18 protein-coding genes and 1 pseudogene are annotated in these 20,120 nt (G+C 59.2%); 9 read left to right on the forward strand and 10 right to left on the reverse strand.

Translation table 11 applies throughout. The features are described 5' to 3' along the window. Positions 1 to 132: 132 nt before the first annotated feature. On the reverse strand, positions 133 to 2,058 hold the full coding sequence (locus QA645_RS05110) for an AAA family ATPase (protein WP_283048631.1): 1,926 nt from the start codon (positions 2,056 to 2,058) through the stop codon (positions 133 to 135). Between the two features lie 557 nt (positions 2,059 to 2,615). On the opposite strand from QA645_RS05110, the gene QA645_RS05115 reads away from it, so the two are divergent. Further along, the gene (locus QA645_RS05115) at positions 2,616 to 2,813 is read left to right on the forward strand and encodes a hypothetical protein (protein WP_283048632.1); all 198 of its coding nucleotides are present in this window, start codon (positions 2,616 to 2,618) and stop codon (positions 2,811 to 2,813) included. A gap of 3 nt (positions 2,814 to 2,816) precedes the next feature. On the opposite strand, the gene QA645_RS05120 is transcribed toward QA645_RS05115, so the two are convergent. Genes QA645_RS05120 through rplQ form a run of 4 tightly spaced genes read right to left on the reverse strand, consistent with a single transcriptional unit; the run spans position 2,817 to position 5,982 of the window. After that, entirely contained in the window at positions 2,817 to 4,415 is a 1,599-nt protein-coding gene (locus tag QA645_RS05120) for a hypothetical protein (RefSeq protein ID WP_283048634.1), read from the reverse strand. Continuing rightward, the gene (locus tag QA645_RS05125) at positions 4,408 to 5,241 is read right to left on the reverse strand and encodes a hypothetical protein (RefSeq protein WP_283048635.1); all 834 of its coding nucleotides are present in this window, start codon (positions 5,239 to 5,241) and stop codon (positions 4,408 to 4,410) included. Before QA645_RS05125 ends, QA645_RS05120 begins: the two co-directional genes overlap by 8 nt. Continuing rightward, positions 5,238 to 5,534, reverse strand: coding sequence for a hypothetical protein (locus QA645_RS05130; protein ID WP_283048637.1), 297 nt, complete (start codon positions 5,532 to 5,534; stop codon positions 5,238 to 5,240). Before QA645_RS05130 ends, QA645_RS05125 begins: the two co-directional genes overlap by 4 nt. 1 nt (position 5,535) lies before the next feature. After that, on the reverse strand, positions 5,536 to 5,982 hold the full coding sequence (gene rplQ, locus QA645_RS05135; protein ID WP_283053083.1) for a 50S ribosomal protein L17: 447 nt from the start codon (positions 5,980 to 5,982) through the stop codon (positions 5,536 to 5,538). A 1,890-nt stretch (positions 5,983 to 7,872) separates the two neighbouring features. On the opposite strand from rplQ, the pseudogene QA645_RS05140 reads away from it, so the two are divergent. The 7 genes and pseudogenes from QA645_RS05140 to QA645_RS05170 form a co-directional block, all read left to right on the forward strand. Further along, positions 7,873 to 8,076 (forward strand): annotated as a pseudogene (locus tag QA645_RS05140) (transposase); the annotation flags it as partial. A gap of 215 nt (positions 8,077 to 8,291) precedes the next feature. Then, complete coding sequence (gene tnpB / locus QA645_RS05145) at positions 8,292 to 8,648, forward strand: IS66 family insertion sequence element accessory protein TnpB (RefSeq protein ID WP_283048639.1); 357 nt, start codon at positions 8,292 to 8,294, stop codon at positions 8,646 to 8,648. 50 nt (positions 8,649 to 8,698) lie between these two features. Further along, entirely contained in the window at positions 8,699 to 10,249 is a 1,551-nt protein-coding gene (locus QA645_RS05150; protein ID WP_283048641.1) for an IS66 family transposase, read from the forward strand. Beyond that, a complete protein-coding gene (locus QA645_RS05155; protein WP_283048643.1) occupies positions 10,246 to 10,749 on the forward strand; it encodes a UPF0149 family protein in 504 nt (167 codons plus the stop codon). The genes QA645_RS05150 and QA645_RS05155 overlap by 4 nt, the downstream gene beginning before the upstream one ends. Before the next feature lie 808 nt (positions 10,750 to 11,557). Further along, a complete protein-coding gene (locus QA645_RS05160; protein WP_283048645.1) occupies positions 11,558 to 13,285 on the forward strand; it encodes an NEL-type E3 ubiquitin ligase domain-containing protein in 1,728 nt (575 codons plus the stop codon). Between the two features lie 81 nt (positions 13,286 to 13,366). Continuing rightward, complete coding sequence (locus QA645_RS05165; protein ID WP_283048646.1) at positions 13,367 to 13,543, forward strand: hypothetical protein; 177 nt, start codon at positions 13,367 to 13,369, stop codon at positions 13,541 to 13,543. Positions 13,544 to 14,189: 646 nt separating this feature from the next. Further along, positions 14,190 to 14,474 carry a hypothetical protein gene (locus QA645_RS05170; protein WP_283048647.1) on the forward strand — a complete coding sequence of 95 codons (285 nt, stop codon included), beginning with the start codon at positions 14,190 to 14,192 and terminating at the stop codon, positions 14,472 to 14,474. A 728-nt stretch (positions 14,475 to 15,202) separates the two neighbouring features. On the opposite strand, the gene QA645_RS05175 is transcribed toward QA645_RS05170, so the two are convergent. The 5 genes from QA645_RS05175 to QA645_RS05195 all read right to left on the reverse strand — a co-directional run bounded on the left by QA645_RS05175 (position 15,203) and on the right by QA645_RS05195 (position 19,378). After that, complete coding sequence (locus QA645_RS05175; RefSeq protein ID WP_349253169.1) at positions 15,203 to 15,451, reverse strand: DUF2130 domain-containing protein; 249 nt, start codon at positions 15,449 to 15,451, stop codon at positions 15,203 to 15,205. Positions 15,452 to 15,779: 328 nt separating this feature from the next. Next, positions 15,780 to 17,021 carry a site-specific integrase gene (locus QA645_RS05180; RefSeq protein WP_283048648.1) on the reverse strand — a complete coding sequence of 414 codons (1,242 nt, stop codon included), beginning with the start codon at positions 17,019 to 17,021 and terminating at the stop codon, positions 15,780 to 15,782. A 185-nt stretch (positions 17,022 to 17,206) separates the two neighbouring features. Beyond that, positions 17,207 to 17,788: a DNA repair protein RadC gene (radC, locus tag QA645_RS05185; protein ID WP_349253170.1), complete on the reverse strand. Its 582-nt coding sequence runs from the start codon at positions 17,786 to 17,788 to the stop codon at positions 17,207 to 17,209. Positions 17,789 to 17,886: 98 nt separating this feature from the next. Next, complete coding sequence (locus QA645_RS05190; protein WP_283048649.1) at positions 17,887 to 18,273, reverse strand: VOC family protein; 387 nt, start codon at positions 18,271 to 18,273, stop codon at positions 17,887 to 17,889. 250 nt (positions 18,274 to 18,523) lie between these two features. After that, positions 18,524 to 19,378: an intradiol ring-cleavage dioxygenase gene (locus QA645_RS05195; protein WP_283048651.1), complete on the reverse strand. Its 855-nt coding sequence runs from the start codon at positions 19,376 to 19,378 to the stop codon at positions 18,524 to 18,526. A 274-nt stretch (positions 19,379 to 19,652) separates the two neighbouring features. Between QA645_RS05195 and QA645_RS05200 the strand changes: the two genes are divergently transcribed. Then, the gene (locus tag QA645_RS05200; protein WP_283048653.1) at positions 19,653 to 20,093 is read left to right on the forward strand and encodes an antibiotic biosynthesis monooxygenase family protein; all 441 of its coding nucleotides are present in this window, start codon (positions 19,653 to 19,655) and stop codon (positions 20,091 to 20,093) included. Positions 20,094 to 20,120 lie beyond the last annotated feature (27 nt).

A 20,120-nucleotide genomic window follows, 5' to 3' on the forward strand; every position in this document is an offset into this window, starting at 1 on the left:
GGTACAGCAAAGTAGTGATACTCACTGCCATTGCGGAATTGTACGCCCAAGACTCTTGTTTCCTCATCGTATCCAACTGCGCTCACAGTGCTGGATCGCACTTCCACGTAGTCCATTGTTGCCCCCAATGTCTCAAGTCAACGCCAGGATCGCTGCACAAAGGCTATCAAGCGTCGGCATCTTTGCGCCTTTCTCTCTCAGGATCGCCAAATGATCCCCAATGTGGACGGTGTTCTTGACAAAGCTGCCGGACGGATTGCCCAATCCCTTGGTGGCCGCTGAATAGGAACTCTCCCAAAGCGCGGCTCCTGCCTCTTGCTTGAGGATCGAGCCGAGATTCTCCGGCCATATCGCATAGCTGCTGGTCCACACCGGATTGTCGGGGAAAGGCGTGGCAACATCACCGCCCAGCAGGGCTAGAATTTTCAGGTTATCAAGTTTGTGAAGATTGCGGCGTCCCGGATTTTGTTCGTTGCCATCGGAATCAAAGACGACGAAGGTCGGAATGCCCAGTTCCTTTGCTATGAGCAGCGGCTCAATGAGCGAACTCTTTCCATTCGCTGCAACAATGTTGCAGCCTGATTTGCGATAGTCGTCCCAGAGAGACAAGTATGTCATCCACGCGGTGATGTAAGCCGTGTCTTCCAAACCCTCGACCAGCACCAGCTTCTGGGTGAAAAACATCTCGTTGAGGTGTGGCTGCAGAGCTTGATGGAGCTGCGCACGCTCTGCCTCAATCGGCGTCACCTTCTCTCCGGAGATCTCAGATAGCCTCTCGACGACTTTTTCGCAGGTCGTCCAGCGTATGCTGGACTCCCTTTTTGTCTCATCCCTTCGAACCAGACGCACATGTTCAAAATGCCTTCCGGATACAAAGTACGGACTGTGGGTTGAAACCAGGATCTGCGCATTTCCCTCGCTCAACCTTTTGAAAACAGAGGCCAAATGACGTGCTTGCGGGGGATGTTGATAGAGCTCCGGCTCCTCGCATCCCAGAATCAGCCGAGGCTGCGACGTCTCGTTCGTCGCGGCGAGCTCTTGAAGGAGAGCCAGCAGATAGGATCGCTGAAGGCCGTGCCCAAATCTGGCGAGGTCACCTGAAAACGTTCCCTCGCTCGCGAATAGCCGCGCCGCAGGATCGGCTATCTGCACAGACTTGACCGGATCCTCGGTCCATTCCAGCCGCGCAACCGCCTCTGGGTGGGCCCATTCGCCGAGCTTAGCGGTCAGCGCTTGGGAGAGGTCGTCTAACGCGGCTTGCTGCTTCTGGATGATTGTCTTGTAAGCATCGAGGGTGGTGTCTCTAAGTGAGGCGATCTCTCCATCAAAATTCACCTTTGAACGAACTGTCCGGGCGAGCAGCTTGCCCAGGGCCGTGTTGCGCCCTTCGACGTTCTCCTTGGTCGCATCTTTGACCGCGGGCACGTAGACCCATTGGATATAGCGGGACAGACGATCGCCGCCCTTGCTGAAGCCGTAGAATTGATCTTCGCTATCAATCAGAACGCATCGTTCCGGGTGGTCTTCCTCGTATGATCGAAGAGCTTGGCGATTGGCTTCTTTGCTGCCTTTTTTGGGAAGACCGAATTCGGGGTGAGTCTCTCGTATCTCCTCATAGATCCCCGCCAATTCACCCGCAGGAGCTCCGTCGTTGAATCTTCGGAAGAACTCGCTGAACTCCTTCATTGCGCTGCGTTTGGCGAACTGGCGAACCGTAGCCCTGCGCGTCGTTTCGCTGAATTCCGCAACCGCTGACACGACCAGGATACCTGACCGGTAGTATTCGGCGAAATCTGCTTGCGCCTCAGGCTCAAGATCGTGAAAAGTCAATGTAATCTCGATCGGCTCTTTTACGTTGCCGTTGTGGAAATCCTCAACGTCAAGCTCGATGAGATTTGTCGGAGCTTCCTCCGTCTGACGAAAAAAGATGTTCAGCGCGCAGAGAACGGTAGATTTACCTGCGCCGTTCGGGCCCACGAAAGCTGTGTAGTCATCCAGGTCGACCACGGTATTTTTGAACGAACGGAAATTCTTAATAGCAATCGACTTGATCTTCAAAGACGCCCCCACCAAATGCAGTCAAAAGTAGTACAGCCCGTCAGACCTTTCGGATAATGCCCGTAAGCTACCGCGGACAATTTCAAGGTCGCAGTAGCAGCTGGGGCGTTGACCCGGCGGCCGTCAGACATGGCCGCAAAGCGTTTCGTCTCCGCGTCCAACGCGGATGGATCGCTGCTCGTTTGTTTGTGAGCTTACCCTGATGTCGCGCAGCATTTCACCAAGTTGCCTGCTGCTGTGTCTGATGGACATTGCACAGTTTTGATTTGACGCAGCTTTTGCGCATCGCCTCTGTTTGAGATGACCGTTGACCTTGGACCGTTTGTTTGCTGGACCTACTGGCTGTTTGAAACGCTCGCGACGAGCCGAAAAGAAATCCCGAGCCTGGCAAGAACGATCGGCGGAGTGAAGAGTTTTGTCGACTCTATCGCGCCATCCAGAAATCATCCACAAGATGAATCAACAATTAACCAAATGAGGCTAGGATTTTGCTGTGGGGCGCTTCAGCCGAATCACGTTTTGTGGTCATGCTAGGCACGGGTACGACGGAGAGAGACTTGGGCAAGAAAGCGCAAAACGGCTCTCAATCCAAGGAGCCGAAACACGCATTGCGTACCGCAAGCTCAAGCCGCGGCGAAAGCAAGAAGTCGATGCGGACAGCCACGAGGCCGCGCATTGATTCGACGTTATATTTCATCGAAAGAGAAAGCGACGATCTGCCGCTAAGTCATTTTGAGAAGTTTGACATAACTTGACGCTCAGGGAGCGGCCTGCAGCTGCTCGATGGCACGAGCGCGGCTTTCGAATGAGCCGGAGATGGTGCTCGCGCCCTTTGAGAGGCGTTGATTGAGCAGCTTTAGTTTCCTGATTTCTTGACGAAGTTCATCATAGCGCATTCCCTTTCGAAGCAATCTTGCTTTTACCTCGCGCGCGTTGAAGAGCCCGTAAAGATCGGAACCGCCCCTTTTTTCGATGCGCTGTATGGCCTCGGCCGCGAGAGCGATTCCCTTGTCCAGATCGGTCGAGTGGCGCCACTCCCGCTTGGCGCGCAAGATGAGCGCGTTGATCAGGCCGCTTTCGCTATGACCGCGCTCGTGCTCGACTTCAGCTTCCACCAAAAGACGCTGCACTTCCCCATCATCGAACTGATCTCGATCAAGCAGGCAAGAAGCATGCATGTTGAGTATGTTGCCCCGGCCAGTGGGGTCAATCATCTTCGCAAAAATGGGCTCGACAAGTTGTAGCAACTTGACGACAGCCTCATTGTCGCTATCGGGTTGCTCGCTGAGAATTTTGGCTTTTTTGAAGACTGCATTGGCGTACTGATACAGAAGTTCATACTGAGAGTAATATTCAATGCAGATGTCGATGGTCTCGCTGGCGCGATCGAAATCACCGATTAGTCGGTATAGATCGGCGGAGATCTCCGCCAGCTTGATCTCGCCCGCGCGGTTCTTTGAGTCCTGCTCCTTCAACAGATCGCGCGCTCTTTCCAGCGCCTTCTCGCAGAGCCGATACTCGTCCTTGTGGAGATACGCCCTGGCCTGGTATCGTATCGCAAGCCCTTGCCAGTCGAGCAACCTGGCTTTGCTCGCGATTTTTTCCAGTTGCTTGGCGACGCTCAACACTTCTTCGATATCGCGTTTCTTCAACAGTGCCTGTAGCAACTCCTCACTAAGAAGAAGATGCAATGGCTCTGTCGACCGCGGGTCGAGGACCGCGGTAATCCTCTTTGTCCGGTCCGCCGGCGCTGTTCGCCAAGGATTGATTGTGCAACGCAACGCTTCGTGAACCAAGCTGTCGTTTTTGGTTGCAAACAAGGCATCTTGCTTGAAATCGTCGAACGCGCGGATGAGGCGGCGTAGCGTGGCTCGAAGCTCAGGCTGTAGCGCTGCGCGGATATACGCGGTCGTATACCGGGTCATCGCCCAGGGGGGGGTCAAAAAATACTCTAGGTAGGTTATTTCGGCTTCATATTTTCCCTTCAGTGCCGGCTTGGTCATCGAGGCGTGATCGCGAAAGGCTGAAAGGACGAGCTCAAAATCCCGTAACTGCTCCGAGGGAGCAAACTGGCTTGCGAAGATATATCGTAAGACCTTGCGGATTGGCTCTGCGATAGAAAGTTCGCGATCTTTCTCGTAGCTCTGAAAAAAGGCCTCGATGTTGCTTTCGCGCAGGTTATGTCTCTCGCACAATTGTTGGTAGGTCTCTTGCAAAAAGAACCTTGGGAATCCAAGGACTGATAAGGGCGCCAGTTCCTCACCGGCGTGACTGGTCAGCAACTGCAAGAGGACGCTGTCGAGCGTTCCGATGTACGCCTTGGTCTTAAATCTAGCAAAGGGTGCTTCACTACTCATTGCGGGGGACCTCATTGGCCACCTGAACTCGAAGCCGTCTTGGAGGAAGCAATATCTTTATGGCAGCCGCCATACGCATCGGGTCGGTGGAGTAGTCCTCTAAGGCTCTCTCCACAATGCTCTCGATATTCTCATCGATCTTTCGCCCGTGTTCGCGCAACCAATCAAATAGCTCTTCGCGATCGGTTATCGGACCGAGGGAATACTCGCAGCAAACGCGTTTGGTGTGATAGTCGATATTCTCGCTGGCGAAGCTCTGGCAGAAAAATGCAATCTTGGCAGAAGGGATGAGCTTCGGAAGCTTCAGAAGGTGCTTGTATGTCCACGTCCGGATGATGGGATCGCACTTTTCGTAGTTATCGACGATCAAAACGAATGGTCGCTGCCCAAAATAGGTCGCCAGATCTCGTGCAAATGCGTCAAAAAGATCAGAGTAATGCAGCCAAAGATTATCTTCTGTCTGGGCTCTACTGATTGCGTCGATCTGGACATGCTGCGAGTTATTTACTTGCACGCCCTGCACAAAGCTTAGAGAGACCGATGCCGGCGTCCGGCAGGCCTGCAGGTTGGTCTGAAATGCATGCCCGACACCCAAATCGTTAAGAATCGTGTAGATGATGTCTGGTGGCTTCTCGAGACTATTGAGCTGAACGAAGGCAGACATGTGGCTGTCTTTGATCTGCTCGTATAGCCACTCGCAGAGCATCGACTTGCCGTAGTCTTTGGGGGCGCTGATGACACAAAGTCTCAGACCGTCATTGACCAGAAATGCCCGTAGCCTTTCACGCCCTTGCTTGTGGTTGACCAGCGGCGAGGGCTTTGTCATTTCGCGGACGAGGTAATCTTGACGTTTTTGCTGGCGTGATCGATCGATACATCTTCGATGCTGGTCCCCTTGCCGGCCGCCCCGACTTCGATGTCCGTGCCAGCGGCTTTGATTCGCCGAACTGTTGAGACATCCGCAGGGCTGTGCGTTTCAACGGATGCGCCGCCCAGCGGCGACCAGTTGATGCGCTTGAGTCTCGATCTCAACAAGATGACTGCGACAACGGCAAAAATTGCCAGTGCGGCGATAAGGATTGTCGTGTCAGATAGTTTTGCTGCAATCGTTTCCATCATTTTAGCCCTTCACATCGTCTGGATCGTCTTCCTTGGTCCCGTAGCGGTATTGGCCCGGCGCCTTATAGGCGGCAGCTCCCTTTGCGGTCGCGTCTCGATCGACAAACTCGATGACAGCCATAGGAGCGCTGTCGCCATATCGAAAGCCAGCTCGGATGATGCGCAGATAGCCGCCTGGACGTTGGGCGTATCGTGGCCCGATGTCTTCGAACAGCTTCTTGAGGACGTCTTTGCGAGTGAGAACAGCAGCCACTTGCCGCCGGTTGTGCAAACTGTCCTCTTTGCCCTTGGTAATTAGTTTTTCTACGATAGGCCGAAGTTCTTTGGCCTTCGGTATCGTGGTCAAAATCTGCTCGTGAAGCAACAGATTGGATGCGAGATTGCGGAACAGAGATCGCCTGTGGGCGGATGTCCGGCCCAATTTGCGATGCCCATTTCCATGTCTCATTTGGCCGTCCGAGCCGAGCTTGGTGAAAAGAAATGAAAAGAAATCTATTGACTCGTGTTGGTTCAACGGAACCGCAATGTCAAGTGGCAAGTTCCACATATAAACGCTGGAATAGCAACGGGATCAACCGGGAGGGCGCAGCTGGGCCGAGGGCGCTTCAACGCGCACAGCTGGAAATTCGAACCTCGCGCAGCTCCACTGCGTTGACGCTGCCACCGCGACTGTCCGGCATGCCGAAGTCGACGTATTGATGCATTTATCATGGTCGTTACATGTTGCGAGCATTATATGAAACATGCCATGCAGCATTTCAACGGATCCGGCCGGTCTCACGCGCGACTCCGAACTCTTTTGCCTCGTCGTGCATTCTTTCTGCAGCGATCATTTTTCTCATCAAGGATCGTTTGATCGCCAGGGGGGGATTCCATCAGTATCTATCCGTCAATCGGAAATTGGAGCGCGGGCTGCCAATCTCACTACTGGATCGGGGTAACCAGATAGATTGGGTGCTGGGCTTTACCTCTCTCAGGTCGCGGCGAACCGCGCCAGTGATTAACGCGCGCGGCAACAGGCGCATACCGAACGGTACAGGAGAGAATGTGGGTTCTGGGGATGCCTTTGGGATGCGGTCAAAGGTCTTTGGCAGGCCTTCAAAAGTAGGTTTTGATCTAATAAACGAAATGCACGAACAGCGGTGGGCCACAATAGCTCGCTCGCTCATTAACGAGACAATGCGGCCAAGTGCCTTCACAACGATCAGAGGGAAGAAACCTTAAGCGTAGCGACGCCATGCTGCGCAACTAGTTGAGGGACTGGATCAGGTCACCGAGCTTGGCTCGACAACGATAAGGCAATGCGGCTAGATGTCCTCGAGTATTGGAGCCCATCGATCGATTGGAGCCGCGTTGTTCAGGGTGATATCTCCGATCCGGTACGGCGGAATTTCAAGAATTTGGTGACTCTCTGCCATTGTTGCGGGCATTGGCGAGAGAGGCATCGATCTTTACGGCTCACTGCTTCACCGAGACCGCTCTACACTCCCGAAATCCGTTATATGCGAAAGAAACGGCTGGACGAATGGAAGCGCCTATCACTAAAGCCGAGGGCAACATACATCGTTCCGCGCATCTTGTGGATGAAAGGGGCGCTGAGATGCCCTACCTCATCAAGCCAGCGGTTCAAGGAGTGTGGCGTTCGATGCTTTTGATCCGGCTGAACTTAGCGACGCTGATCCCGACACCATTGGACGCCGGTGGCTTGACCGAGCTGGCTACTCGGACGCACAGCCTCATTGAGGATGACGAAGGTTATGAAGAGGAACGTCGATCTGATCCGGAGAATCATGCAGTCCCTCGAGCAGAGTCCGCGCCTGAATGGTCGGAGCGTCTATTCAGTCACGGCGAGTCAACTGCTTAATCTTCCGGATCACAGCGACGATGAACTTGCATATCACCTCATGCTGGTCCATCGATGAGGGATGGCTAGATGGCGAGTGCAACCGGACGTCAGGCGCGTTCGTCATTAAGCGGTTGACGGCGGAGGGGCTCGATTTCATCGATTCGACCAAAGATCCGGAGCTGTGGGATCGCGCCAAGTCGACTGCCAAAGCCGCCAGTGGGGAGACGTTACGGTTTGTCTGGGAAGCAGCTAAGGGGCTAATCCGAGCGGAGTTGTCTCGGAGAGTTGGATCCTTTTTGCCGTAAGATGTTACTCACCAACGCGGTCTCGCGCGCGTCTCGAGGACCAGGAGCAGTAGCCCGCAGCGACCGCCGCGCGGTCGTTTTCGGACGTGGTGCCAACTGATAGCGGTACGACGCCCCCACCTCGTTTAGGTGGACGGGATGAGCGAGACTCGCGCGTGGATTTAACAACGCGAGGGACGCTCATTCCATGCATCAAGACAGACATCAAGACAGGCTTGATGCCGCCTCCTATCAGCGGATCGAGGTGATCACGGGGGAGAGGCGACGGCGCGGTTGGAGCGATGCGGAGAAGGCGCGGATCGTGGCCGAGAGCGGCGATCCGGAGACGAGCATTTCCGAGGTGGCTCGACGCAACGGGGTCAACCGGGGACTGCTCAGTGTGTGGCGGCGCCAGGCGCGGCTCGCGTCGAGCGAAGCGCCGCAGTTCGTGCAAGTCAGGCTCGACGCCGCCGTCGAGGCGCAGCCGAACGCGATCGATAAGGCGCGTGTTCTGGTGAGTCCGGCCGAGCGGATCGAGGTGATGATCGCGGGCGCGACGGTGCGCGTGCCCGTCGGCGTCGACGCCGCGACGCTGGAGCGCGTGCTGGCGGCGGTGAGGTCGACGCGATGATCTCGTTCGGTCCAATGGTCCGTGTGTTCGTCGCGACGCAGCCGATTGACTTTCGCAAAGGAGTTCATGGCCTGGTCGCGCTGGTGGCTGAGGGGTTGAGCGGCAAGCCCTACAGCGGCGACGTTTATGTCTTCCGATCGAAGCGATCGGATCGCTTGAAGCTACTGGTTTTTGACGGCTCGGGAATGGTTCTAGCGACGAAGTGGCTCGAGAATGGGGGCTTCGCCTGGCCACCTGTTCGCGAGGGTACGATGCCGGTGACGGGGGCGCAACTTGCGATGCTGATTGAAGGTCTTGCGGAGTGGTCGCGTGTGGTCCCGAAGGTGACGAAGCAGCCGACGAAAGTTGCCTGAATCGTCTTGTTTTGCTGGCAACTGCGAGTGTGTTCGTGTAGCTCTGCGATATGGCGCTTCGCCCTGAAGATCTCCCCTCTGACCCTGCGGCTCTCGCCGAGATGGTGCTGGCTTTCGAAGGCGAGAACGACGATCTGCGCGCAGAGATCGCCACGTTGAAGAGCCTGATCTTCGGCGCGCGATCGGAGCGCTCGGCAATCGTCTGCGCCGAACAGATTGCGCTCGATCTGGAACGGACCGCGGGCGCGCAGCCTCCGGCCAATGACGACAAACCGGACGCGCCGAGACCGAAGCGGCGCAAAGCGAGGCGCAACATCGGCGCGCTGCCGGCGCATCTGCCCCGGGTCGAGCGGGTGATCGAGCCGGCGTCCACGCTCTGCCCGTGCTGCACGGGTCAGATGCATCGGATCGGCGAGGACAGCAGTGAAGCGCTGGATCGGGTTCCCGCGTGGCTGCGTGTGCTTCGCACGATCCGTCCCAAATACGCCTGCCGCGCCTGTGAGGGGCCGATCGTCCAGGCGCCGGCACCGGCGCGGCTCGTCGAGGGCGGCATGGCGACGACGGCGCTGGTGGCGCATATCGCCGCGGCCAAATATGCCTGGCAATCGACGCTCTACCGCCAGACGCAGATCCTGGCGGGCCAGGGCGTCGTCGTCGACCGTCAGACGCTGGCGCGCTGGATGGGGAGCGCGGCATGGCTGGCCAGGGGCCTCTACGATCTGCAACTGAAGACCATGCACGGCTTCGAGCGGCTGTTCTGCGACGAGACGCCGATGCCGGTGCTCGATCCGGGGCGCGGCCGCACGAGGATCTGCCAGTTCTGGGCGCATGCGACGGACGATCGGGCGTGGAAGGGGCCGGCGCCGCCGGCGGTCGCCTACGTGTTCGCAGGCGGTCGCGGCAAGAAGGAGATCGTGGCGCAGTTGGCCGGCTTCGAAGGCGTGCTGCAAGTCGACGGCTATGCCGCCTACGCCTCGCTGGCAGGCGATGCGAAGATGTCGGGCCAGATCCAGCTGGCATATTGTCTCGTTCACGCGCGCCGCAACTTCGTGAGGGTGCACAAGACGACGAACTCACCCTTCGCCGCGGAGGTTATCGAGCGCGTTGCGGCCGTCTACGCGATCGAGGAGAGGATCCGCGGTCTCGACGCTGGGGAACGCCGCGCGACGCGACAGGCCGAGACGAAGCCGCTGATGGAGGCGTTGAGGGCCCGTCTGATCGCGGTGAAGGACGGAATCTCCCGCCGCTCGACGCTCATCAAGGCCATCGACTACATGCTCGAACGCTGGCAGGGCCTGACGGCGTTCCTGGATGACGGGCGGCTCGAGCCAGACAGCAACACCGTCGAGCGATCGATCAGGCCAATTGCGATCGGGAAAAAGAACTCGTTGTTCAGTGGTGACGAAGGCGGAGGCGAGACCTGGGCGATACTTTCTTCGCTTCTTAACACGGCAAAATTGATTGGCCTCGACCCCGAGGCCTATCTCGTCGACGTTCTCGATCGCATGGTGAGCGGCGCCACGAAGACCAACCAGCTTCACGAACTTCTGGCCTGGAACTGGAAGGCCGCACGCGAAGCCGAAAAGCAGGCCGCAGCATGACAAAGCCGAAGCAACGGCGAGGAAAACGGGCCAAGACGACGATGGCGGACTATGCCATGTCGTTCGAACAGCTCGGGCAATGGATCAGCGAGCGCGCCAGGACGCCGGCGCTTCGGCATCCACAAGCGACGTCACTCTCCATGCTCGACGGCGCAGAGGCTGCGGTCGTCGCCGGGCCCGTCTCAATGGCGTCCGAGGAATGGGTGTGCTCGCTTCTTGGCTTAGATCCCGACGCCTTCAATCACGATACCGAGGAGTTCTCGGCGATCGCCGGCACGCTGATGCGCCACAACGCGATCAGCGAGATGCTGTCGACAAGACCGGAGAGCTTCGAGCCGCTGTTCGTGCGATCGCCGGACGGCGAAGTCGACCCGCAGCCCTGGTGCATGGGCTTCTACGCCGTCATGAAGCTTCGGCTTCTCGTCTGGTGGCGCCTTCTCTCTCCGAACGGCACTGAACACCTTATGCTGCGGCCGATCCTGATCCACTTGCATCGATGACGCCGGTCGGCCCTTGCTACCCCCGGCCCGGCACACGCTGGAAACGCTGCCCGTCGCTCAAAACGCCTGGCGCGACATTCCAGCAACCGTCGAGGCCCTGCGCCAGTTCTGGATGCCTATACGCTTCAAGCGCGGTGCGTAGGCCGCCCGCACCAAGTCCGTGGCCCTCGCGCCCGTGCTGCGGAGTGGACTCGATCAAGTCGAGCAGTTGTCGTTCAGACGTGCAGCCCTTGCTCTTCTTCTTTCGTCGGCACCGTCTGGCTGGCGCGGGTCGAACAGCACGAGGCCGGCCGCGCCCCCCAAAGCGCACCAAGCTCGCCGACCGTGAGCGCAAGCTGCCGGCGCGCCGCCATCGGCACTTGTCAGCTCGAAGCTCTGATTGACCGTTGCCGGCTTTTCTTCAGCGCACCACTGGCTTCGAAATCTTCGAGAGTTCCATCCGTGCAGTTTGGGATCGCTATGGGGTTTGTCAGCTTATCGACAGCAAAACCGGTCAGCATGAGAACGTCTCGATCTGGACTGACAGGCCCGGCCTGATCTGCTCAGATCTAGCAGAGGGAATGATGGATCCCTTTAACAATCTGAAGCGATTGGAGAACTGAGATTTGGTGCGGACGCGCTGTCTCTGGCAGCACTGCTCGGTGGGTAAAATGGGAAACGTGTTGGGCAGTATTTGACGGGAGCCGATCTTTATAATCGCCTGCTTCATCAGTCGTGGTGATCACCACCAGCGGTGACAGCCGCGAGCTTCGAACAGCGCCGCTCCGGCGCATTCCCTTATGATTTGGCTACCGAAGAGACGGCATCGATGAATACAGAACAGCTGCAGCTTGGCGCCGGCGCCGCCTCGGAAACTTCCGAGATCGAAACGTCCGATTCCGAAACCTCCGAACCTGGGTCTCCCGCCGCGGCGCGATGGGCCGAAGCCTTGACGAATACGCGGGTATCCGCCGCTGACCCCGGCTCGTCACAGGATCGGATCTTGGCGGGTTGGGCTGCCGAAGAGAGGCAGGCAGAAGGCGAGAACCGGCAAGAGGCGGTTAGTCGAACGAGTGATTGGCAGGAGCAGGGCGATGTCAATGAGAGCCTGGATCTATCTTCCTTGTCCCTGACCGCCTTGCCCGCCCCCCTTCCGACCAGTCTCCGGCGGCTCTACGCCATCAGCAACAGGCTGAGCAGCCTGCCCGCAGGCCTGCCACCCCGGCTCCGGCGCCTGATGGTCGACAATAACCAGCTAACTCATCTGACCGCTCTTCCTCCAACGCTTCGCGAGTTGGATGCCAGCGGCAACCGGCTGACCAGTCTGCCCGACTTACCAGCCAGGCTCCAGCGCCTGAACGTCGACTACAATCAGCTTACCAATCTGCCCGAGCCCCTCCCCCCAGGGCTCGAGTGGCTGAGCGCTAGCCACAACGGGCTGACCAACCTGCCGGAGACGTTCCCCGCCGAGCTCCTCTGGCTCGGCGCCTGCGACAATCAGCTGACCAGAGTTCCCGATACCCTGCTGACACACCTAGGCCGCGAGTCCAGCGTTGATCTGGAAAATAATCCGCTGCCTGAGCAGGTGGTGACCCACCTGTCGGCAGCCATGCACGCCGGGGACTATGCTGGCCCGCAGATCTTTCTCTCGATGAACGAAGGAGCGGAGGAAGTTGAGCCGCGGCCCCTGCACGAGGTTGTCGCGGACTGGCTGGAGCGCGATCCGGCGGCGGTAGCCGCCTGGCAACGCTTCGCCCAAGAGCCGGGCGCCCAGGACTATGCACGTTTCCTCGACAGGCTTCGGGGCACTGTGAACTATAGCAATGACGCGTTTCGGCAGGCGGTGATCGAGGATCTGCGGCAGGGGATGGCAAGGCCGCCATTGCGCGAGCAGTTCTTCGAGCTGGCTTCCGAAGCGAGCATGAGCTGTGAGGATCGCATCACTTTGACATGGAATCGCATGCAGACCGCACGCGTGAACGCTGATGTCGAGGACGGCGCCTATGACGGTCGGCTCGACGAATTGCTCCAGCATGGCCGTGTCATGTTCCGCTTGGAAGCGCTGGACAGGATCGCGCGCCAGAGGGTCGATTCGCTCCGCCTTGCCGACCCGGACGCCGAGGTCGACGAGATCGAGGTCTATCTTGCCTACCAGACGCAGCTGCGCGAGCCGCTGGAGCTCCGGCACATCGCCCCGGACATGCGCTTCTTGAATGTCTCTCACGTCAGCGAGGAAGACATTGCCAGCGCCGAGACCTCGGTGCGGAGCCAGGAGACGACGGGCTTTGCGGACTATCTGGCAACGAGCTGGCAACCGTGGGAGACGGTTATGAGGCGCATCGCCCCCGAAGACCATGCCGCGATGCAGGCGCGGCTCGCCGAGGCGACGGACGAGGAGTTTCAAACCCGCCTGAACCAGGGGCTCGCCGAGCGTGGTCTGATAGGCGACCGCGATTCCGAGCGCCTGCTCGGAGCCGAGATCATAAAAGAAATGGCCCGCGAGATCAAAAGTGAGGTCATGCACCAGGTGCTCAGCGATCGCGGCATCGAACTGTGAAGCGTTCCTTGATTGCAAAGGGTTGACAATGTCCACTTCCACGGGACTCCGTCGCAATCGTGATCTTTGGGAGGACGGCGTATGCTGCGGCCGATCTTGGTCCATTGCATCGACGACGCCGGTCGGCCCTTGCTACCTCCGGCCCGGCGCACGCTGGGAACGCAGCCCATTGTCCAAAACGTCTGGCGCGACATTCCAGCAACCGTCGAGGCCCTGCGCCAGTTCTGGATGCCTATACGCTTCAAGCGCGGTGCGTAGGCCGTCCGCACCGAGTCCGTGGCCCTCTCGTACCGTTTACTGCCAACTCCGCTCGCCTTGCCGGGCTGCAGTCCTTTTTGCGGCTTAATGCGCGACTTCGGCGTCCAATACGAAACCTTTAGACGTCGTGACCTCGCGTGGGATGGGTGGTGCTCGTGGCGGTCAAGACCGCAAGCATCAACGGTCAACTGGTGTGTGCCGCGCGAACGCCCCTGACGCATAACGTACGATTCTCTCTCGCATCTTCGGTGTCCACGCCACCGATCGCGGAACAAGGCTTATCGAAGCCCGTCGACACAACGTCTGGCTTCGTTCAATGCTCCTTCAAGATGTCTTCAAGGAATCACGTTCCCTCGAACCGGTTGCCAAGTGAAGGCTTGGGGTCATCGAAGTCGAAGCGCCGAGGCAAATCGCTAAGCTGGGCCGGGCGAGTTTACTCGCGTTCAGCCTGTCGCAGCTCTTCCTTAATGGCGTAAGATTCACCTGTTCCGCGATCGGGGTGCAAGCTGCGCTGGGGGATTTGCAGCGGGCGCCCCAATCTGCGCGAAGATTCACGGCGCGTGTAGTCTAGATTCCGCTGAATACTCGCAACGAGCGTGTGGCATGACCATTCTAAGCGCGTTACGCGAAGTATGGAGATCAAGTAATGGCCGTGTATTTGGTCACTTGGGACTTGAATAAACATAAGGCGAATTATACGCAGGCTCGACAAAATTTGATTGATCACATTTCGCGCTACAGTCACATCAAGGATGTGGACCTCGATTCCGTGTGGTTCATCCAAGCGGCGTCGACCGCCGAGGCGCTAGATGCCGACATCCGACGACACATAGACAAAAACGATCGGCTCATTGTCACGAGACTGGTGAGCGGTCAGCATGAAGGCTGGTTGTCCAAAGAGGTCTGGGACTGGATCAACCCCCGCATCTAACCAGGCCCTTACGCCTCGGGTCCAAACGAGAGTCGCAACGCAAAGCAAGAAGATGAGTTCATGGGACGGACTTAGCCCTGGTCAGTTCTTAGCGCGAGTTGCGTTTTCAATCGCTATCACGGCCGCAGTTGCCGTCGGGACCTTGGTCGCAATCCGCTACATGGCGGGCTTTTATCGATGATCAAGCAGGCGCAGCGCATTCCGGCCCCCCAATGTCGCGAAAGCCGCAAAGATAGGCCTTCGCGAGTGTGGACCTTGTCTGAATTCTAGGCCGATCGAGCAGAAAGATGGCGGATGAAAGCCCCTGTACGCTGATTATCGCCATGGCCGCGATGCTAACGTCGGTCTGTTTTTTGCCAAGGGCCAACGTTGTCGTCGCAGGAAATTTCTACCCAGTCGGCTGCTACAGCCGTTCGGGATTTGATCTTCGTACCGATCGAGCGTCATCGCGAGCTGTTCGCGTACTACAATGTGGCGGATTCGGTTTCGGCTAAGCTCGAGGATGGTGCCCGAATTGTTGCCAGACGAAATCAGCGGCCAAAGGAACCTAGCTCTCACGGAGCATGCAAATGTGCTCATCTATTCTGCGCCAACCACGATCGCCGGCGTTATTGCTCTGCGATAAGTCGCTGGCCTGCGGGGAGAGCTCGAGGAAGCGATCGATGAAATCGTCACGGCAAAGCGGCCTGCCAGCTAAGCTTGTGATAACAGCCCGGCGCATGACATCATCACGGAACATAGTCCGCGGGATGCTTTTCTGGACCGCCGTCGCTGGGCTTCTCTATTTCCTCTGGCTGTTGCCGTTCTAACACAGGGTTGGAATGATCACGCTGGTTCACACTCATTATCGACATGCTTTTCCGGGGATGCGCTATCCACATGCCGTCCACAAGATCGAAATTTTCAATGTCCTTTGGAAGGACGCTCGAGATCACCAGCGCGATATCGGCCCCGCAGCGTCTCTGATCGTCCCGCAATTTGGGTAGCCATCCGTCCGACTATTTCTTGGTTCGTTTTGACTCCCATATCAGCCCGGTAGCCGATAGCGTGCGTGATCGCGTTGTCGAGTTCGTCCCCCTTGAGCTCGAAGGTTGTATGGTCACCCGCCAACCCTCGCGCTCCTGCCGGCCCAAAATATCGCGGCCTATGGTCCAGTAGAGGATCACCAGCTCGCGATTTATCGACAAGCCCGCCCGGTGTCGTGCGGCGGAGATCTTCTGCTCCAGATCGCCGACGAAGGCGGTGTAGGTCTGAGCGTCGATTTCGACCGCGGGATCGGCGAGGAGCGGGTTCCGCGCCGGGAGCTCATGCCGCCGCCTTTAGGCGCTTCTTCGCCAGCATGGCGCGGACGAACTTGTCCCATTTCGCCATCCCGGCCCGCTTCTCGGCCATGTAATTCCAGCGGTCGTAGTGCTTCGAGCTGACGTCCTGCAGGGCATGGTTTTGCAGGCGGTCGCGGACTTCCTTGGGGATGCCGGCCTTGCCGGTCAGAGTCTTGAAGGTCCGGCGCAGGTCGCGGTTCGTCACATAGGGGATCACGCCGCGGTCCCGTTGGCGCCACATGAACGAATACAGCGTGCCGTGCCTGACGGGCTTCGATGGGTCCTTGGCCGAAGGGAAGAACCAGCCGTATTCGTTGACGTTGATGGATGAGATCAACTCTGCGGCCAGATTCGGCACCGGAACGGCGTGGGGCTGGTCGTTCTTGGTAGTGGACCAGTCGATGATCTTCTCCTTAGCGTCCCATTGATCGATGTGGAGGCTCGCGATCTCCTCGACCCGCTGGCCGGTCAGCATGAGAATTCGGACTGCGCGAGTATAGGGTGGATGGACAGGCGTATCCGGGCACTCCAGCCAGCGATAGAGCTGGACGAACTCGTCCTCGTCGAGCCAACGCGTGCCCTTGACCTTCGGTTCGGTCGGAATGCCGGTCGCCGGATTGAAGGGGATGCGGAAGCGCCGAGCGGATTGCTGCCGATAATCGTTGTCTGACTTCATGCCCCAGCTGAAGGCAGCGTGTATGTAGGATCGCACATGATCGGCCATCGACTTGGCGCCGCGTTCATAGATCGGGCGGATCAGTTCAATGATTTCCTCTGACTCGATCTCGCGGGCCAGGCGATCGCGACCGAGCGTGCCCGCAATCTTGTTCAGTCCCTTTTCCGTTTCTTTCCACGAGGGTTTGTCCGCGGCCTTAAGTGACGCGACATAGCCCTCAAACAGATCGGCGACGGTTCCTGGGCGCCTGTCGGTCGCGATCTTGATGCTTCGGCCCTTCTGGATCACGTCAGCAAAGTCGCGCTTGAAGATTTCTCGCGCCTGTGCGAGCGACATTGATGGGTAGGCGCCGAGCTTCCTCTTAGTGCGCTTCCCATTGCGCCACTGCTGCGCCATCCAATCGGCAGTGACGCGCTTCGGCATGGGCTTGAGGACCAGAACGAGACGACCCGTGCCGCGCCCTTCGCCGTCGGCGAGGTTTTCTTGCTTCTGGCTCATCTCGACGCGCTTGAGCGCATGTCGGATTGCTATGTCGGTCAGGCTTGGCATGGCGTTCCTCCTGGTCCGGCAACTGGGATCGGTCGAGGAGAAACGGGGGTCGTTTGCTGGGATCGGAAAGCCGTATTCAACCCCTCTAACCGTTCCCAATTTGCCATAACCACCCCCTGTACGCAAAGCACAAAAAGAAGCTAATCGCTTGATGATTAAGTGGTATTTAGCGTGATCTGGCGTGATCAAAATGGGGTAGTGGGATGGTTATGCACCAGAATCAGCGCGGTCGCCGAGAGCTCCAGCGCGCGCTTGATCACCTCGCGCGGATAGACCGGGGTGTGGTCGACGGTGCCGGTCTGCTGTACCTCGTCGGCGATGAGCTGGTTGCGCTTGTCGAGGAAGAGCAGGCGAAACTGCTCCTTGTCGGCGAAGGCCATGCTGGTGCGGCAATAGGCGATCACCTCGTTCCAGGACGACAGCGCGTTGCGGCTGTTGACCTCGCCCTTGGCGACGCGGTGCACCGCCGCGGCGATCAGCTTGAGCTGGTTGATCGCGGCTTCGCCGACGCCGTCGACCTCGCGCAACCGCGCCACCGGCGCATGGACGACCTCGGCGAACGAGCCGAAGGTCTTGATCAGCGTCTTTGCCAGCGGTTTGGTGTCGCGCCGGGGCAGCGCCGGAAACAGCGCCATCTCCAGCAGCTCGTAGTCGCTGAGCGCATCCGCGCCGGCGGTGTAGAAGCGCTCGCGCAGCCGCTCGCGATGGCCGAGATAATGCGGCGTCTCTTCGGGCGTGCTGTCGTCAGGCTTGGCTTTGGCGGGCATCGGCACAACCATGCCGTACGCGGCGCGTTTTGCAACCATGAAGTGTCGGGACGTCCTGCGGGCGGTTTCGCTGCCGCCCGCAGGAGGCGCCATCCAGCCTACGCCGTCAGGCCGCCCGGCGGGGTGCAGATTTCGACCAGCACGTCGCCCGGCGCGTTGCAGTAGAAATGCGGCACGCGCGCACCGCCGCCGCGATCCATGAAGGCGATCCGGCTTGGGTTCAGGCCTGCGGCCGCAAGCTCGGCGTGCTTGGCCTCGACCTCGCTCGCTTCGTCATAATAGAACCCGATGTGGAAGTTGGCGGGATAGTCGGCCGTCTCGCCTGTCTTGCCGCGCATCACGGTGAGGACGAAATCCTCCTTGTTGCGCAGGACGACGAGCGCGTCGCCGCGCCCCGCGTAGAGCGTGAAGCCGAAGAAGCGCTCGAAGAAGGCGGAAAGGGCCGCCACGTCCGACGTCGCCAGGTTGAGATGTTGCAGTCGCATGGGTCTGTCTCCGTTCAAGGTGAATGAACGGACGAGGCGAGATCCAGGCTGAGGCGGCGGCCGGGTTGACACGGTGACACGACACGCCGGTCAGCGTGACGATCGCGTCACTCTGTCCGGCCGTGGGTCCACCCGTGAAGACGGTGGCAGAATTCCTGGACAATCAGGAACAGGCCGGGCTTACCAATCCGGCCATGCCTTTTTCGGCGCGCCCTGCCTAGCAAAGATCGCGCGGAGCGGCAACGATCGTTCAACGGTCGCGCTTCAACCCCGGCACCAGCGCAGCCAGCCGGTCCCCGATCGGGCGTCCGAACATGGGGCCGCCCTGGCCTCCGGGCGGCGGCCCCGGTGGCGGTCCGCCGTGCATGCCGGGCGGCGGTGGCGGCGGGCCTGCACGGCCGACCGTCGCCTCCGCGCGGCGGTCGACGCCGAGCGTCAGCGTCGCGACATAACGGTCGCGCTCCTCCTTCACCGCGCAGAAGGCGCGATGCTCGGGATCAGAGCGCTCGATGACGTGGTCGTTGGCATTGATCACCATGCGCTGCCGTGCGCGGCCGCCGTAATCGGGGACGTTGGTATAGATGAACTCGTTGAGCGCATCCGGCAGGAAGGTCTGCCCGGTCAGCACGGTCCGGTCGCGGAGAAAAACCTTGAAATGAATGTGGGTGGTGCGGCCGTCATACCAGCCGGGATAGATGGTGTTGAACGTCACCCAGCCGGCGCCGTCGGTCGTTTGCGTGCCGCGCAGGAACGTCTGGCCGGTCGCATCGACATTGTGGTTGTCGCTCTGGCCGGCGAAGGCCGAATAGAGCCCCTTCGCGTCGCAGTGCCAGATGTCGATCCGTGCGTCGTGGATCGCCGTGCACGATCCGGCATCGATCACCCGCAGCCGCAAGGTTAGCGGCACCCCGGGCCTGCCCTCGGCGATGTCGGATCGCACGAGTTTCGGGTCGGAATAGAACGGCCCTTCCTCCGCCTGCGGCGTCAGGATGCAGGCGGGCTGGGCGTCCGCGGCAACGGGGGCAGCGTCCGCGCGGCCGGGCAACAGGCCCGCGGCGCTGGCCGACACAAACCCGAGAAAGCCGCGGCGCGTCGATGTGCTCACTCCGTCTCTCCTGTCTGCTTGACGAGAGATCGTCATCGGGAAACAGGATGGCAAGATCAGGCTTTGAAGATGGCGACAATCAGCCCCGTGGTTTCTGATCGTGTCGCGCAGGTGGGGGCGGGATGGCGCGGCCCTCCGGAGGAGCGCCGCCGGAACCGTCGCACTCGGCTGAAAAAAATTTGCGGCTAACCGTTTCCTTTGCACCTCCTCGTTCGTCTCTAGCGCTGTGGGCCTCGTCGAGCGGCCAGCAGGGTTTCCTCAAGGGAGAACATCGATGTCAGAGATCAAAGCCACGCCATCGCGTCGTGCGGTCGTTGCCACCGGCATCAGTGCCGGCGTCCTGTTGGCCGCTCAAAGCGTCCCGTCCTACAGCCAGAACAGGAGTTCGAAAATGGAAGCCACCATTCGCACCGGCAGCGACGTCGCCACCCTCGTCAACGTCTTCACGGTCGAGCCGGACAACCAGCAGAAGCTGGTCCAGCTCCTGAAGGAAGGTACCGAGACCTTCTTCAGCAAGCAGCCCGGATTCATCTCCTCCAGCGTCCATGCCAGCAAGGAAGGCGGCCGCGCCATCAATTACTCGCAATGGCGCAGCGCCGGCGATATCGAGAGTTTCCGCAAGGATCCGAAATTCGCGCCGTACATCCAGCGCCTTGCCGCGATCGCGAAGGCCGAGACGATCCTGTGCGAGGTCGTCGAGGTCAATCATGCCTGACCCTCAGTGGGTGGTATCTCGATTCCG

Origin of the sequence: Bradyrhizobium sp. CIAT3101 (assembly GCF_029714945.1) — a bacterium.
Taxonomy (GTDB): Bacteria; Pseudomonadota; Alphaproteobacteria; order Rhizobiales; family Xanthobacteraceae; genus Bradyrhizobium.